A 14,354-nucleotide genomic window follows, 5' to 3' on the forward strand; every position below is an offset into this window, starting at 1 on the left:
CATTTAAAGTCTACTGGTTAAATTCAATTTTATTGTTACGTCGATCTGCTTTATTTTGCAGATCGAATCATTCAAATCAATGTCCAAGGATGTAAATTTTTCAGAGTGAGTAGACGGTTTGCTGTTGAACTTGATATTTTTTCTTCCACTGAAGATAACCTAATAAGGCTAAAACAATAAATGCGCCATAAAGACCAGCCGTCAAGTATAGATCTTTATACATAAACATCATGACATAGATGATATCCACTGCGATCCAAGCAGGCCAAATTTCCAAATATCGTTTAGACGTCCAATATGTAATGAGCAGACTCAAACTCGCCAATTGAGCATCTAAATAAGGAATGGAAGCATCCGTAAAATAATCCAAACCTAAACCAAAAATAAATCCTGCCAACATTGTAAAAAACACATGTTTGATAATTCTCAACCCTTGAATACGATTGATGGCAAGTTGCTCTTGCTGTTTAAACTGAGCTTTCCATATCCACCAACCATACACTCCTAAACCGATAAACACGCATTGCAATATCGTTTCACCATAGAGTTGATAGTCATAAAATAACTTTGCATATAAGCCATAAGCCACGAGATTCACAGGCCAACACCAAATATTACGGCGAATCGTGAGGGTTACACCCAATACACTCATCAATACTGAAATAATTTCTAAAAGGCTCATACACTACGTAAAATGATCGTGGTTTATTTGATACGCCTATCCTAACGCATATTGAATGGCACCATACATGATTCTTAACGAACACGACTTAGCGCTGTTCAATTTGAACTGCACAGTTTTGACCTAACCATTAAACTCCTCTAAAAATAGAATATCCTCAATGGAAAATAATAATGATGAATACAACTCAAACGACCAGAATAACCATTGAAATTCGCAATCATCTGATGTTGATTGGTTTAAACCGTGCTGCGAAGCGCAATGCATTCGACAGTCCTATGATTGATGAACTTTCACAAGCACTTACCACCTATGAAGACCAGTCTGATTTACGCTGTGCTGTGATTTATGCACATGGAGAGCACTTTACGGCAGGATTAGATCTGGTTGAGCTTCAGCCGCGTATGTCAGATGGTATATTTTCGGAAGATATGAACTTGATTAACCCATGGGGCACGACTGGTCGTAAACGAAAAAAACCAGTCGTTGTCGCTGTGAAGGGGTATTGTTTTACTGCTGGAATCGAACTGATGTTGAATGCCGATATCTGTATTGCCCATCAAAATACCCAATTTACTCAACTTGAAGTGCAACGTGGCATCCTCCCCTTTGGCGGAGCAACTTCACGCTTCGTTAAAACTGCAGGTTGGTCTAATGCAATGCGCTACTTATTGACGGGGGATTTTTTTGATGCTGCAACTGCATTTCGACTTCATTTGATTACTGAAGTAACAGAACAAGATCCGCTTGACCGTGCCATTGAACTCGCCGAATCCATCGCTTCAGCTGCTCCACTCGCTGTTCAAGCCACATTGACGGCTGCTCATGAAGCGATTTCACATGATGAGCAGTACGCTTTTAATCAGTTAAAGACTCATCTTCTTCCACTAATACAATCTGAAGATGCAATCGAAGGTATGCGAGCAATGAGCGAAAAACGTCAACCTCGCTTTAAAGGTCAATAGTTCAATATCGGGAAATATAGACATGCAAGCCATTCCAAATGTGAACCAGATGCCAAGAAGCATCAATAAAACTCAAGTTCAGTTTCCTGCCTTAGATAACTATATGCTCACTGGCACTCGCTACCTATCATCTGGTGTGAAGACTGTTGCACGTATTATTGTGGCTTCAGCGACAGCGGTTCCCCAACCTTTTTATCGCAGATTTGCAGAGTATGCTGCAGAACGTGGTTTTGAAGTGCTAACCTTTGATTATCGTGGTGTGGGGGCATCATCTCCAGCACAACTCAAAGGTTTTAAAATGAGTTATTTGGATTGGGGGAAACTTGATCTCGCTGGTGCCATTGAATACTTTTCTAGCGATACTTTCCCCTTATTTGTGACTGCACACTCTTATGGTGGTCAAGCCTTGGGACTTACCCCTAATCATCATCAAGTCAGTGCTATGTGTTGCTACGGTACAGGTGCAGGTTGGGCAGGATATATGCCGTTCACAGAAAGATTCAAAGTATCCGTGATGTGGAGTATTGTGTTTCCACCCATTGTCGCAGTCACAGGTTATTTACCTTGGAGTAAATTCAATATGGGCTCTGATCTGCCTTTAGGGGTATATCAACAGTGGCGTCGTTGGTGCAAAAATCCGTTATATTTTTTCGCTGACCCCGAGCAACAAGATTTAAAAGCACAATATGCAAGTGTTAAAACCAAAATTTATGCTGTTTCAGCATTAGATGATGATTGGGCTCTCCCAAATTCGAGGCAAGCCTTTATGCAACATTATCGTTCTGCTGATATGCGCTACATTGATATCACAGCCAAACAGTATCAAATGCCTGCAATTGGACACATGGGATATTTCAAAAAAGGCGCAGAAAAAATTTGGGATGACATGCTCCAAAATTATCTCAATTTAGTTGATGATTAAATTCTAAATTACTGAATAAATTCAGATTGATGCTCTACCCCTTGTGCGTCAGTATGTCGATACATGATGCCATATTGACTCACATAGTATTCAAGGGATTGATTACGATATTCCCATAAAATCGACCACTCACCTAAATCAAATTGATTGATCTGACATAAAGTTCGTGATGGCATCTTGTTCAAAAACTCATATTGAATTTGCTGAGCAAACTTGATATCACGATGATTTACACGTTTCTCAAACAGTAATTTAGCAACCTCATCAAACATACGAATATCTTCGACAGAATCCGTATCATACACCAAGCGCGCCGGCTGGCTGAGATCAGTAGGCTTGAGGAGTTTTGTTAAATCAAAGTGCCTCTGCGTATTCCCCATAATCAATTTAGGTTGTAATAATAGTCGCCATACGGCATAGCAACTGACCAAAGCAAAACACACCACGATTAGCATCATATTTTTTACTCATTCCGATGATTATTCATTGAATCGTTCATTACAGAAATGATTATTTCTTTATTTTTATTGTTAATTTTCTTGGTGTTATTAAGTTTTAACTTTTAAAATATTAACTTAAAAACCAGTAGAGGGATGGCACGAAACGTAACAACTCATTTCAAAATCCACATGTTATGTAAACCGTGTAAATCTAGGTAATTTTATTCAATTAATATGACTTAAAAGTACGTTGAAAGATTCTCATTAAAATAGGGTTTAAAATCTTAGTGTTCTAAATCATTACGACATGTTTTGTCGTTTAACTTGATACGCATCTACACTATTCTTTTCTCAAATTTTATAATTTAACCATGAACTATTCCCGTAAACGCAAACCCATTACCAGTGCATGGCCAGTTGAGCACGATTGCTTCCTCATTGAAAACAGTCATCTTCAACTCGAAGCATTGCAACAGACGCTTCCTTATTCTGCTCAAGAAATTCAAGATCGCCAAGAAATCTTGGGGCTCACGAGACGTCGTCGTCAAATGAAAAAATTAGGTCAATTTTAATTTTCTAATGAAGCTAAAAATTAAATCCCAATAATCGATCAAGTTTAAGCATTTTTTGTTTAATAAATTAACCCTCGTGCCCTCTCTGACAATGAATCAATTTCGCCATATTCTTGGATGGTGATTTGCCATCATTTTTGCTCAAAAATAATTATTATTTAAATGCTCTCTCAAAAATGGATCCAAAATATTTATTTTTAAAGATTATTATTGACTTTCTATCTAAAAAATAGAATTATTGGATCCAATTGATAAGGAGATCAACTCATGTTTGTAAAAAATGCTTGGTATGTGGCGGCACGACCTGAAGAAGTACAAGATAAGCCTCTAGGAAGACAAATTTGCGGTGAAAAAATGGTTTTTTATCGTGGAAAAGAAAACCAAATACATGCCGTTGAAGATTTTTGCCCACATCGCGGTGCACCTTTGTCATTAGGCTTTGTTGAAGATGGTCAACTGGTCTGTGGTTATCATGGGTTAGTGATGGGATGTGACGGCAAAACGGTTTCAATGCCTGGGCAACGTGTACGTGGCTTTCCTTGCAATAAAAGCTATCGCGCAATTGAAAAATTTGGCTTTATTTGGGTATGGCCAGGAGACCAATCGCTTGCAAGTGAAGATCAACTCCCAACTTTAGAGTGGGCTGAAAATCCAGAATGGGCCTATGGTGGTGGACTATTCCACATCAACTGTGATTACCGCTTGATGATTGATAACTTAATGGATCTCACCCATGAAACATATGTTCATGCAAACAGCATTGGTCAAAAAGAAATTGATGAAGCTGCACCAACCACTCGTGTTGATGGTGACCACGTTGTGACTGAACGTCATATGGAAAACATTTATGCACCTCCATTTTGGCAAATGGCTCTAAAAGGTAATAATCTCGCTGCAGATGTTCTAGTAGACCGTTGGCAAATTTGTCACTTTCATGCACCTAGCAATGTTCATATTGAAGTTGGTGTTGCCCACGCAGGACATGGTGGTTACAACGCACCGGAAAATAAAAAAGTGTCTTCAATCGTTGTAGATTTTATTACCCCTGAAACGGAAACGTCTCACTGGTATTTCTGGGGAATGGCTCGACACTTCCAACCTGACAACATCGAATTAACTAACCAAATTCGTGAGGGACAGGGCAAAATTTTCTCGGAAGATTTAGATATGCTTGAACAACAGCAACAGAATTTATTGAGACATCCTGATCGTAAATTGCTGATGCTGAATATTGATGCAGGCGGTGTTCAATCTCGAAAAGTAATAGACCGCTTGATCAGCTTAGAGCAAACGAATGATGAGCAGAAAATTACAACTTTGAATGTTGTTTAAAGTAAACCCACATTTTATCAGTTTTTCATTTTACCAAGGAGCGATACTCACATGGATGTGACTATTCAGAAGATTTATCGTCATAATGAACACATTTTATCTTTCGAACTGGTAAACACCCATGGTGAATTATTACCAGCTTTTCAAGCCGGTGCACATATTGATGTGCACTTAGGTAATCAATTAATTAGACAGTATTCTTTGGCAAATTGTAGTTCAGAGCAGCACCGTTACGTCATTGGTGTCCTGAATGATCCTTTATCACGTGGTGGTTCTAAATTTATTCATGAACAACTTCGTGAGGGTCAGCAGCTCAAGATTAGTGAACCACGAAATTTGTTTGCCTTGGTTCCTGAGACAGAATATGCATATTTGTGTGCAGGTGGAATCGGTATCACTCCTATCTTAGCAATGGCTAAAGAGCTTAAACGCAATAATCAGTCCTTCCAATTACTGTATTTTGTGAAAACGAGAGCTTCTATTGCATTCCAACAAGATTTAGAGGCTCTAGGAGATTCCGTCCACATCCATATTGATGATGAACCTGAAACACATATTCTTTTGAATACAGTCTTTGCCTCTCCTCATATCGATCATCATATTTATGTATGTGGCCCAGATGGTTTTATGAACTATGTGATCCATACCGCAGATACGCTCTCTTGGCCTAGTCATCAAGTACATAAAGAGCATTTCAGCGCACAAGCTATTGATACCAGTCAAGATGGCAGTTTTGAAATTGAGATTTTAAAAACAGGGCAACGTATTCATGTCGCAGCTGATCAATCTGCAGCACAAGCTTTAGAACATGCTGGAATCTGTATCCCTTTATCTTGTGAACAAGGTATTTGTGGCACTTGCTTAGTAAATGTAGTTGAAGGTGAAATTGATCACAGAGATATGTATTTAACTGAAGAGGAACAAGCTGCAAATGATCAATTCACACCTTGTTGCTCAAGAGCCAAATCTCAACGAATTATCATTGATGTTTAATTTGGATCGATAGATTTTCAAGTGTAGCCCTTCATTAATTGAAGGGTTTCTTATATAGACCCATCTGTGTGAAATATTGAACGCATAGTCTCCCCTAAAGTAACCACATGACTATGCTCACGCATTAAACTTTCAGCGCGTGCTGAGTCTTGTTGCTTTAATGCATTGAATATTGAGCAGTGTTGGATATGCGCATATTGCAAACGACGAATTTCAGACAGCGCATTATTTTTATCATAAGTCAGTGCTTGTGCAGATGCCATAGGTAACTGATTGTTTTTACTAAGTGCTTGCACAATTGCAATATTATCCGAGCCTTGAATAATAGTATTGTGAAAAATAGTGTTGTAATGATGGTAGGTTTCTAAATCATCGCTTGTTAATTCTGGTTTATTGAATATGGAATCAATTTGCGTAATACAATTCAAAAGTGTTTGATGTTGATCTATCGTCATGCCTTTTTCAGCAAGCGTTTTTGCAGCTAGACCTTCTAAAACGCCACGTACATGCAACGCATCATGAACTAATTTGGATGAAATTTCTCGAACAGTATAGCCTCGAGTTGGATTTTTAACGAGTAAGCCTTCTTGCTCTAAAAGCCGAAAAGCCATTCGAATGGGTTGACGTGATACACCTAGCATTTCAGCAGTCGGAATTTCAGCCAAACGAGAACCTCCTGCAATCTCCCCAGAAATAATCATTTTGCGAAGTTCAATTAACACTTGCTGCCCTGAAGACATATAACTACTCAATTTTTTTGATCATGATTGATCCTAACGAGTCAGATTTGGAATATCAATCTCTGTTGACTTAAAGGACTCTTTTAGGCCGGAAATTCACTATTCTATTTTTGATAACTGAGGTGATTATGAGTTCGTATCATCAATATTTATTTTTTGAAGATTGGTTGCCATTAACTCTAGATTGTTTCGAATTAAATAAGCTAAATGGATATCTACCCCATCTAACATTTTTTGTTCTATCTCATTAACAATGTTTCGACATTGTTCGAGTTTTTCAAATCCTTTAGGCGTTACATTAATTAAAATTCTTCGTCCATGTGAGGGATCTGAAGCTCTACTGATCCAATCGTGGTTTTGTAAATCTTGTAGAATTTTATTGGTAGATTGCGGTTTAATAAATGAACGTTCTGCAAGTTTTGCATTAGATAGATTGCCTTTCGCAGCGATAACTGACAATGCTGTAAACTGAGATAAGGTGATATCTAAGTCTTTTAAACGTTCAGTTAAAAGTTTACTCACAATACGATCAACCCTTGCAATTATATAGCTCAGTGTCGGAATCGAATGATTAACTTCTGACATTTTATAATCCTTAATAGATGAACAAAAGTATGACTACTGTCGTAATCATACTTTTAACATATGTTTAACGTGTAGTTATATTTAGCACTGGATCAGACTGCTCTGCCCGTGGCTTGCGTACAAGCATTAATGCCGCTATAGCTGCAAATAAAATCAGTGGAATACTTGCACCAATGACCATTGCTGAACTAGAACCTAACGACAGTAGCATGCCAGCAAATAGTGGCCCTGCAAAAGATCCTATACGCCCTACTGCGACTGCAGCTCCTACGCCCGTGCCACGCATTTCTGTTGGATAGAACATCGCTGCCAATCCATAGAGCGCTGATTGGCCACCTACAATAAATAGACCACAACCCACAGCAGACAATACAAGTAAAGCAACAGTTGGAGATATTGCAAGACAGCACAGTGATAACAAGATGCCAATATATATAAATTTAATTACAGTACTCATGCGAATCTTATCAAGTAAAGTTCCCATGAGAATCGACCCGAAGATACCACCGATGTTGTAACCAATTTGAACATAGTTCGCTTCTGTTTTTCCTAAACCTTGTGCACCCATCAATAGTGGCAACCAGTTGAGTAAAAAATATAAAACAACTAACGTAAAGAAAAAACTGATCCAAATTTGAATCGTGGAAAAACGCCGTTCTTTTGCAAACAACACTTCAAAGAATGGAGTAGAAGTTTTATTCTTCGTCGCTGTTAAATAGTCTTTGGACTCTGGCAAATACTTCATTAGCAAAGGAATTAAAAGAATTGGAGCGAAGCCACCAATGTAGAAGATATGTCTCCATTGCGCATCACCAGCTAAACCCATTGCCACGAATGATGTCAACATTCCACCAAATGGAATACCGCTATACATAATACTGACTGCAATGCCTTTATGTTTCTCTGACACTGCCTCAGATGCCATGGTGATCATCATTGGTAAAGCACCACCCATCCCTAACCCAGTTAAGAAACGAATGATTAAAAGCAGTGTGTAATCAGAAGCATATGCCGTTAGAACTGACATCACTCCAAAAATTAAAATACTGGTCAATAGAACTGCCTTACGCCCAATTTTATCAGCGTAACGACCTCCTAATAATGCACCAGGTAAAGTACCCAAGATTGCCGCGCTAAACGCCCATGCCATTTGAGTATTATCTAAGCCAAACTCTGCTCGCATCCGTGGTGCTGCTACGCCCATTGATTGAAGATCGAAACCTTCAAATACAGCGATAGCGAAACACAGTACGAGTGTAAGCGTAGCTTTAGTCTTACTACTTACACTTTGTTCCATTTTTTATTGTCCCTTTTAGAGCTTTTAAAATACTTTAAAAAAAATACACATCCTATGTATTGCCTCCGTCCAGGCAACTCAAAAAATATCACCTAAACTTATAAAATAATCAATATTTTTTTTTAAATAAAATTCATTTAAAATATTATTTTCTTATATATCAATTTATTATAAAAATTTTATAAAAAATTCAAAAAAACACTTGTATGTAAGTTTAACTGATATTATCTTAATTTCATCAGGACATAAAACAAACACTAAGGAGCTTATCATGTCTTATCAAAATCGCTGGTCCACTGTAGATGTAAAAGTTGAAGCTGGCATTGCTTGGGTCACTTTAAATCGCCCAGAAAAGAAAAATGCGATGAGTCCAACCTTAAATAAAGAAATGATTGATGTACTTGAAACGCTTGAACTCGATCCAGAAGCAGGTGTTTTGGTACTCACTGGTGCTGGGGATTCTTGGACAGCAGGTATGGACTTGAAAGAGTACTTCCGTGAGGTTGACAGCCAGCCAGAAATTTTCCAAGAACGAATTCGTCGTGATGCATCACGTTGGCAATGGCATTTACTTCGTTTTTATTCAAAACCAACGATTGCAATGGTAAACGGCTGGTGCTTCGGTGGTGGATTCTCACCACTAGTCGCATGTGATCTAGCCATTGCAGCAGATGAAGCTACATTTGGCTTGTCTGAAGTGAATTGGGGAATTCCTCCAGGTAACTTAGTGAGCAAAGCTATGGCTGATACAGTTGGTCATCGTGCTTCTATGTACTACATCATGACAGGCAAAACCTTCTCTGGTGTTGAAGCTGCAAATATGGGCTTAGTAAACAAGAGCGTTCCACTTGCACAATTACGTGCAGAAGTAACTGAATTGGCAAATAATTTGCTTGAAAAGAATCCAGTTGTACTGCGTACTGCGAAGAATGGTTTTAAACGCTGTCGTGAGCTGACTTGGGAGCAAAACGAAGATTACTTATACGCCAAACTGGATCAATGCAACTACCGTGATGATGAAGGTGGTCGTGCACAAGGTATGAAGCAATTCTTGGATGACAAAACAATCAAACCAGGTCTTCAAACTTATAAACGTCCTGCTTAAGCAGAATCTACTTTTTTCGTCATGATGGACATGTAAGGAAACATTCACCATGCAAAACGTACAGTTACTTATTCACGGCCAATCTGTTGCAGCAAGTTCAGGACAAACTTTTGAAAGAATCAGTCCAATTAATGGCTCAATCGCATCAACGAGTGCAGCAGCGACTTTAAGCGATGTTGATCGTGCAATTGAGTCAGCGCATGAAGCATTCAAAACTTGGTCTGCTCTATCACCAACAGACCGACGTTTAAAATTGCTTAAAGCTGCAGATTTGATGGATCAAAAAAGTGAACAGTTTATTCAAACTGCAATACATGAAATAGGTTCAACTGCGACGTGGTATGGCTTTAATGTCCATCTTGCTGCCAATATGCTGAGAGAAGCGGCAGCCATGACTACACAAATTGATGGAAATATTATTCCATCAGATGTTCCTGGCAATATCGCTATGGGTGTTCGCGTTCCATGTGGTGTCATCGTTGGTATGGCGCCGTGGAATGCTCCTGTTATCTTAGCCACTCGTGCCTTAGCGATGCCTCTGGCTTGTGGGAATACAGTCGTACTTAAAGCATCTGAAGCTTGCCCTGCAACACATCGATTAATTGGGGAAGTACTTCATGAAGCAGGTATTGGCGATGGTGTTGTCAATGTCATTACTCATGCTCCGCAAGATGCTCCACAGATTGTAGAGCGTTTAATCAGTCATCCATTGACTAAAAGAATTAATTTTACAGGTTCAACGCATGTAGGACGAATAATTGCACAAACTGCAGCGAAATACCTCAAACCAGTGTTGCTGGAACTTGGTGGCAAAGCACCGGTCATTGTATTGGAGCAAGCGGACCTGGACGAAGCCGTTAATGCCATCAGTTTCGGCGCTTTTTTCAATCAGGGACAGATCTGTATGTCGACAGAGCGTGTTCTTGTGGATGAAAAAATTGCAGACCAATTCATCGAAAAATTGATCAATAAAGTTCAGAATATCAGAGCAGGAAATCCACTTGAGAGTCAAGAACCCCTGGGCGTTCTAGAAAGTTTAAAAGCTGCAACAAGAATCAAAAATTTAATTGAAGATGCACGTGAAAAAGGTGCATATTTACCACTAGGTTTAAGCATTGATGGTGCTATGATGCAACCTACTATCGTAGTTGACGTCACTAAAGATATGCAGATTTATGCCGAAGAGTCTTTTGGTCCTGTGTGCACCGTTCAACGTTTTAAAACTGTTGATGAAGCAATCGATTTAGCAAATGACTCAGAATTTGGATTATCTGCAGCAGTTTTTAGTCAAGATTTATCCCTAGCTCTAGATGTAGCTAAACGTATCGAATCAGGTATTTGTCATATTAATGGTGCAACCGTTCATGATGAAGCGCAAATGCCTTTTGGTGGCGTGAAACAAAGTGGTTATGGACGATTTGGGAGTAAAGTCTCAGTTGCAGAGTTCACTGAGCTGCGTTGGATCACCATGCAAACCAAAACTCGTCACTACCCTATTTAACGAATATTTCAAAGAGTTGACATGAAGTCAGCTCTTTTCGTTGGAAAAGAATAGCTAAAAATACATGGAGTGAAAACAATGTCGAATATGACGGTTCATACGCATAAATATCCTGAACGATTTGTTAAATTAGGCAGTCACGAGATTAAGTTTCAATCTAAAAATGGCACTTTGTATATTTCCCCAAAAGAACAACTTAAACCATACCCACAAAAAATTACTGACCGTTTAATTCAATATGCTCAAACACATCCCGATCGTGTATTCGCAGCAAAACGTGGTCATGATGATGAATGGATTAAGCTTACATACGCAGAAACATTAGATCGAGCATGGCGTATTGCACAAAGTTTGAAACAATATTCACATCTTTCAACTGAACGTCCTATTGTCATTCTATCTGGAAATGATCTAGAGCATCTTACTTTGTCAATGGGAGCAATGCTTGCAGGAATTCCATTCTCTGCAATTTCTCCTGCCTATTCACTTATTTCTAAGGATTTTGGCAAGCTCAAACATGTGTTTGATGTTCTAACACCAGGTTTGGTTTTTGCTAATGATGGTCAAGCTTTTGCTAAAGCGATTGAACATTGCTGTGATACAGATGATATTGTGATCGTTACGAATTCTGGAAAATTTGGTGAGAAAAATTGCCTTGCTTTCTCTTCACTCCTCTCCTCTGAAATTAGTGATATTAAAGATCATTATGAGACCATTGATGAACATCAAATAGCGAAATTTCTATTTACATCTGGCTCAACTAAAATGCCGAAAGCGGTACCTACAACTCATTTGATGCTATGTACCAATCAACAAATGCTGCTTCAGACCTTCCCTGAATTTGAAGAGACCCCCCCAGTATTGGTTGATTGGTTAGCATGGCATCATACTTTTGGTGGTAGTCATAATGTAGGAATCGCATTATATAACGGCGGCACAATTTATATTGATGACGGCAAGCCAGTTCCAGGAAAGATGGAAGAAACCATCAGAAATCTTAAGGAAATTGCACCTACTGTGTATTTAAACGTTCCTAAAGGATGGGAAGAAATAACCGTAGCACTTGAACAAGATGCTGAGTTACGTGAAAAATTTTTTAGTCGAGTTAAAATTTTGTTTTTTGCTGGTGCTGCACTATCAGAAGCTGGTTGGAACAGACTTGACCAAATCGCGCAGTCACACTGTGGAGAACGTATTCGTATCATGAGCGGTTTGGGGATGACTGAGACTGCACCATCATGTGTGTTTACAACTGGTCCCAAAGTAATGGCTGGGTTCATTGGATATCCAGCTCCAGGTTGCGAAGTTAAATTAGTTCCCTATGGTGACAAACTTGAGTTTTGTGTTCGTGGTAAAAATGTCATGAAACATTACTGGCGTCTACCTATGGAACAACAAGCTAATATCTTTGATGATGAAGGCTTTTATCGCACCGGGGATGCAGTGAAATTAGTGGATCCATCCGACCCGAGTCAGGGACTCATGTATGATGGCCGTATAGCTGAAGATTTTAAGTTAAATACAGGTACCTTTGTCAATGTTGGAACTTTACGCAATAAAGTTCTCATTACAGGTAATCGATTTATTCAAGATGTTTGTATTACTGGTTCTAATTTAAGTGCGATTGGATTTTTAATATTTCCCAAAATTGCAGATTGCGCTGAGTATGCAGGATTAGATTTAAGTCTAGTTGGTGCTAAAGAGGTGCTTCTACACCCTAAAGTTCAACAGTGGTTCAAGCAGTTTTTAATTGATTTCAACAAAGATGCGACAGGTAGTTCAAATACCGTTTCGATGCTTTATCTCATGATTGAACCTCCACTTCTTGATGCAGGAGAAACCACTGATAAAGGCAATCTCAATCAAAGTGGTATCTTGAAACGTCGCATAGCAATGGTGGAAGAGTTATACGAAAAAAACATCAATAATCCACTCATTATTCGCATTCCAACCCTTAGAAATTAACTCAACTTTTTTATTCAGCAGCGTTTAGTCAAACGCTGCTTAGACAGTTGCATTCAAAATTAGGATAACGCTATGCAGAAAGATAGTGATTTTGAGCTGTTTCGGGACAATTATCGACGCTTCCTAGCAGAGTTTGTCGCCCCATATTATGAGTCATGGGAAGAGCAAGGACTCATGCCTCGACAAGTTTGGGATCAACTTGGACAAAATGGATTTTTATGCGTCGATGTGCCTGAACAATATGGAGGTTACGGCGCACCGATATATTATTCACAAATGATCGTTCAAGAAACTGCTCGAGCGGGCTTCTCTGCGTTAGCCGTTGCAATCGGTGGTCAGAGTGAGCTTGTTTCACCCTATATCCAGAATATTGGAAGTGAAGATCAAAAACAATATTGGTTACCTAAAATGGTATCCGGTGAAGTTGTTACAGCTATTGCAATGACTGAAGCCAATGCAGGTTCAGACCTACAAGCCATCCGCACTCAAGCCTTATTAGATGGCGATCATTATGTGGTAAATGGCTCAAAAACGTTTATATCGAATGGTCAACATGCAGATCTCATAGTTTTAGTTGCTAAAACTGATCCTCAAGCAAGAGCTAAAGGTATTTCGATTTTATTGGTGGATGCTCATTTAGATGGAGTAAAAAAAGGTCGTGGTCTAAAAAAAATTGGACTTCAATCTCAAGACACTGCCGAATTATTTTTTGACCAAGTCAGAGTTCCTAAAGACCAATTATTAGGTCAGGAAGGTCAAGGCTTTAGCTATCTCATGCAAGAACTTCCACGTGAGCGTTTGAGTATTTCTCTCATGGCATTAGGTGCTTTGCAAGGTGCTTTAGAAATTACTCAAGAATATGTCCTCGAACGTAAAGCTTTTGGACAATCAATTGCACAATTTCAAAATACTCGTTTTGTAATCGCTCAAGCCAAAATTAAAACTCTAGCAGCCGAAGCCTTTGTCGAAAAATGTAAGTCGCTTTATCAACAGCGAGTATTGGATGTAAGCGAAGTTGCGGCATTGAAATGCTTCATCACTGATACCCAATGTGAAGTCATTGATCAACTTCTGCAATTGTTCGGGGGATATGGATACATGCGGGAATATCCAATATCTCGATTTTATGTCGATGCACGTGTTCAAAAAATTTATGGGGGAACCAATGAAATTATGAAAGAAATCGTTGCAAGAGAACTTTTAGGAAAATAACACAAAGATTACCTCTATGTATTAATACTATTTCAGGATGAAA

General features: G+C 38.9%; 14 protein-coding genes. 9 read left to right on the plus strand and 5 right to left on the minus strand.

Annotated elements, in window-relative coordinates; genetic code table 11:
• Nucleotides 1-100: 100 nt before the first annotated feature.
• Complete coding sequence (gene pnuC / locus FTV32_RS04115) at nucleotides 101-682, minus strand: nicotinamide riboside transporter PnuC (RefSeq protein WP_180027999.1); 582 nt, start codon at nucleotides 680-682, stop codon at nucleotides 101-103.
• A 173-nt stretch (nucleotides 683-855) separates the two neighbouring features.
• On the opposite strand from pnuC, the gene FTV32_RS04120 reads away from it, so the two are divergent.
• Nucleotides 856-1,647 carry a crotonase/enoyl-CoA hydratase family protein gene (locus tag FTV32_RS04120; RefSeq protein WP_373683291.1) on the plus strand — a complete coding sequence of 264 codons (792 nt, stop codon included), beginning with the start codon at nucleotides 856-858 and terminating at the stop codon, nucleotides 1,645-1,647.
• Nucleotides 1,648-1,669: 22 nt separating this feature from the next.
• Entirely contained in the window at nucleotides 1,670-2,569 is a 900-nt protein-coding gene (locus FTV32_RS04125) for an alpha/beta fold hydrolase (protein ID WP_180028000.1), read from the plus strand.
• Nucleotides 2,570-2,577: 8 nt separating this feature from the next.
• Here the strand turns inward: FTV32_RS04125 and FTV32_RS04130 are convergent, their stop codons facing one another.
• Entirely contained in the window at nucleotides 2,578-3,027 is a 450-nt protein-coding gene (locus FTV32_RS04130; protein WP_180028001.1) for a hypothetical protein, read from the minus strand.
• 353 nt (nucleotides 3,028-3,380) lie between these two features.
• Here FTV32_RS04130 and FTV32_RS04135 point away from each other — a divergent pair, with 353 nt between their 5' ends.
• From FTV32_RS04135 to FTV32_RS04145, 3 genes are all read left to right on the plus strand, one after another.
• Nucleotides 3,381-3,581, plus strand: coding sequence for a hypothetical protein (locus FTV32_RS04135; protein WP_035269110.1), 201 nt, complete (start codon nucleotides 3,381-3,383; stop codon nucleotides 3,579-3,581).
• Between the two features lie 267 nt (nucleotides 3,582-3,848).
• Nucleotides 3,849-4,913, plus strand: a complete 1,065-nt coding sequence (locus FTV32_RS04140) for an aromatic ring-hydroxylating dioxygenase subunit alpha (protein WP_035269112.1) — start codon at nucleotides 3,849-3,851, stop codon at nucleotides 4,911-4,913.
• Between the two features lie 51 nt (nucleotides 4,914-4,964).
• Nucleotides 4,965-5,906, plus strand: coding sequence for a PDR/VanB family oxidoreductase (locus FTV32_RS04145; protein WP_180028002.1), 942 nt, complete (start codon nucleotides 4,965-4,967; stop codon nucleotides 5,904-5,906).
• A gap of 50 nt (nucleotides 5,907-5,956) precedes the next feature.
• Here the strand turns inward: FTV32_RS04145 and FTV32_RS04150 are convergent, their stop codons facing one another.
• From FTV32_RS04150 to mhpT, 3 genes are all read right to left on the minus strand, one after another.
• The gene (locus FTV32_RS04150) at nucleotides 5,957-6,646 is read right to left on the minus strand and encodes a GntR family transcriptional regulator (protein WP_180028003.1); all 690 of its coding nucleotides are present in this window, start codon (nucleotides 6,644-6,646) and stop codon (nucleotides 5,957-5,959) included.
• Nucleotides 6,647-6,772: 126 nt separating this feature from the next.
• On the minus strand, nucleotides 6,773-7,231 hold the full coding sequence (locus FTV32_RS04155) for a MarR family winged helix-turn-helix transcriptional regulator (protein WP_179997673.1): 459 nt from the start codon (nucleotides 7,229-7,231) through the stop codon (nucleotides 6,773-6,775).
• 64 nt (nucleotides 7,232-7,295) lie between these two features.
• Complete coding sequence (mhpT, locus tag FTV32_RS04160) at nucleotides 7,296-8,528, minus strand: 3-(3-hydroxy-phenyl)propionate transporter MhpT (protein WP_180028004.1); 1,233 nt, start codon at nucleotides 8,526-8,528, stop codon at nucleotides 7,296-7,298.
• A 271-nt stretch (nucleotides 8,529-8,799) separates the two neighbouring features.
• Between mhpT and FTV32_RS04165 the strand changes: the two genes are divergently transcribed.
• The 4 genes from FTV32_RS04165 to FTV32_RS04180 all read left to right on the plus strand — a co-directional run bounded on the left by FTV32_RS04165 (nucleotide 8,800) and on the right by FTV32_RS04180 (nucleotide 14,311).
• Nucleotides 8,800-9,633 (plus strand): p-hydroxycinnamoyl CoA hydratase/lyase, encoded by an 834-nt coding sequence (locus FTV32_RS04165; RefSeq protein WP_035270071.1) that lies wholly within the window; start codon nucleotides 8,800-8,802, stop codon nucleotides 9,631-9,633.
• 49 nt (nucleotides 9,634-9,682) lie between these two features.
• Nucleotides 9,683-11,134: an aldehyde dehydrogenase gene (locus tag FTV32_RS04170; protein ID WP_180028005.1), complete on the plus strand. Its 1,452-nt coding sequence runs from the start codon at nucleotides 9,683-9,685 to the stop codon at nucleotides 11,132-11,134.
• A gap of 78 nt (nucleotides 11,135-11,212) precedes the next feature.
• On the plus strand, nucleotides 11,213-13,099 hold the full coding sequence (locus FTV32_RS04175; protein WP_180028006.1) for a feruloyl-CoA synthase: 1,887 nt from the start codon (nucleotides 11,213-11,215) through the stop codon (nucleotides 13,097-13,099).
• A gap of 72 nt (nucleotides 13,100-13,171) precedes the next feature.
• The gene (locus tag FTV32_RS04180; protein WP_180028007.1) at nucleotides 13,172-14,311 is read left to right on the plus strand and encodes an acyl-CoA dehydrogenase family protein; all 1,140 of its coding nucleotides are present in this window, start codon (nucleotides 13,172-13,174) and stop codon (nucleotides 14,309-14,311) included.
• The last annotated feature ends 43 nt before the right edge of the window (nucleotides 14,312-14,354 follow it).

It is taken from the genome of Acinetobacter sp. YH16032 (genome assembly GCF_013417345.1).
Classification (GTDB): Bacteria; Pseudomonadota; Gammaproteobacteria; order Pseudomonadales; family Moraxellaceae; genus Acinetobacter.

What these genes read in the sequence shown, in the direction of transcription:
- pnuC (WP_180027999.1), bottom strand. Translation starts at nt 682, where the DNA reads ATGAGCCTTTTAGAAATTATTTCAGTATTGATGAGTGTATTGGGTGTA.
- FTV32_RS04120 (WP_373683291.1), top strand. Translation starts at nt 856, where the DNA reads ATGATGAATACAACTCAAACGACCAGAATAACCATTGAAATTCGCAAT.
- FTV32_RS04125 (WP_180028000.1), top strand. Translation starts at nt 1,670, where the DNA reads ATGCAAGCCATTCCAAATGTGAACCAGATGCCAAGAAGCATCAATAAA.
- FTV32_RS04130 (WP_180028001.1), bottom strand. Translation starts at nt 3,027, where the DNA reads ATGATGCTAATCGTGGTGTGTTTTGCTTTGGTCAGTTGCTATGCCGTA.
- FTV32_RS04135 (WP_035269110.1), top strand. Translation starts at nt 3,381, where the DNA reads ATGAACTATTCCCGTAAACGCAAACCCATTACCAGTGCATGGCCAGTT.
- FTV32_RS04140 (WP_035269112.1), top strand. Translation starts at nt 3,849, where the DNA reads ATGTTTGTAAAAAATGCTTGGTATGTGGCGGCACGACCTGAAGAAGTA.
- FTV32_RS04145 (WP_180028002.1), top strand. Translation starts at nt 4,965, where the DNA reads ATGGATGTGACTATTCAGAAGATTTATCGTCATAATGAACACATTTTA.
- FTV32_RS04150 (WP_180028003.1), bottom strand. Translation starts at nt 6,646, where the DNA reads ATGTCTTCAGGGCAGCAAGTGTTAATTGAACTTCGCAAAATGATTATT.
- FTV32_RS04155 (WP_179997673.1), bottom strand. Translation starts at nt 7,231, where the DNA reads ATGTCAGAAGTTAATCATTCGATTCCGACACTGAGCTATATAATTGCA.
- mhpT (WP_180028004.1), bottom strand. Translation starts at nt 8,528, where the DNA reads ATGGAACAAAGTGTAAGTAGTAAGACTAAAGCTACGCTTACACTCGTA.
- FTV32_RS04165 (WP_035270071.1), top strand. Translation starts at nt 8,800, where the DNA reads ATGTCTTATCAAAATCGCTGGTCCACTGTAGATGTAAAAGTTGAAGCT.
- FTV32_RS04170 (WP_180028005.1), top strand. Translation starts at nt 9,683, where the DNA reads ATGCAAAACGTACAGTTACTTATTCACGGCCAATCTGTTGCAGCAAGT.
- FTV32_RS04175 (WP_180028006.1), top strand. Translation starts at nt 11,213, where the DNA reads ATGTCGAATATGACGGTTCATACGCATAAATATCCTGAACGATTTGTT.
- FTV32_RS04180 (WP_180028007.1), top strand. Translation starts at nt 13,172, where the DNA reads ATGCAGAAAGATAGTGATTTTGAGCTGTTTCGGGACAATTATCGACGC.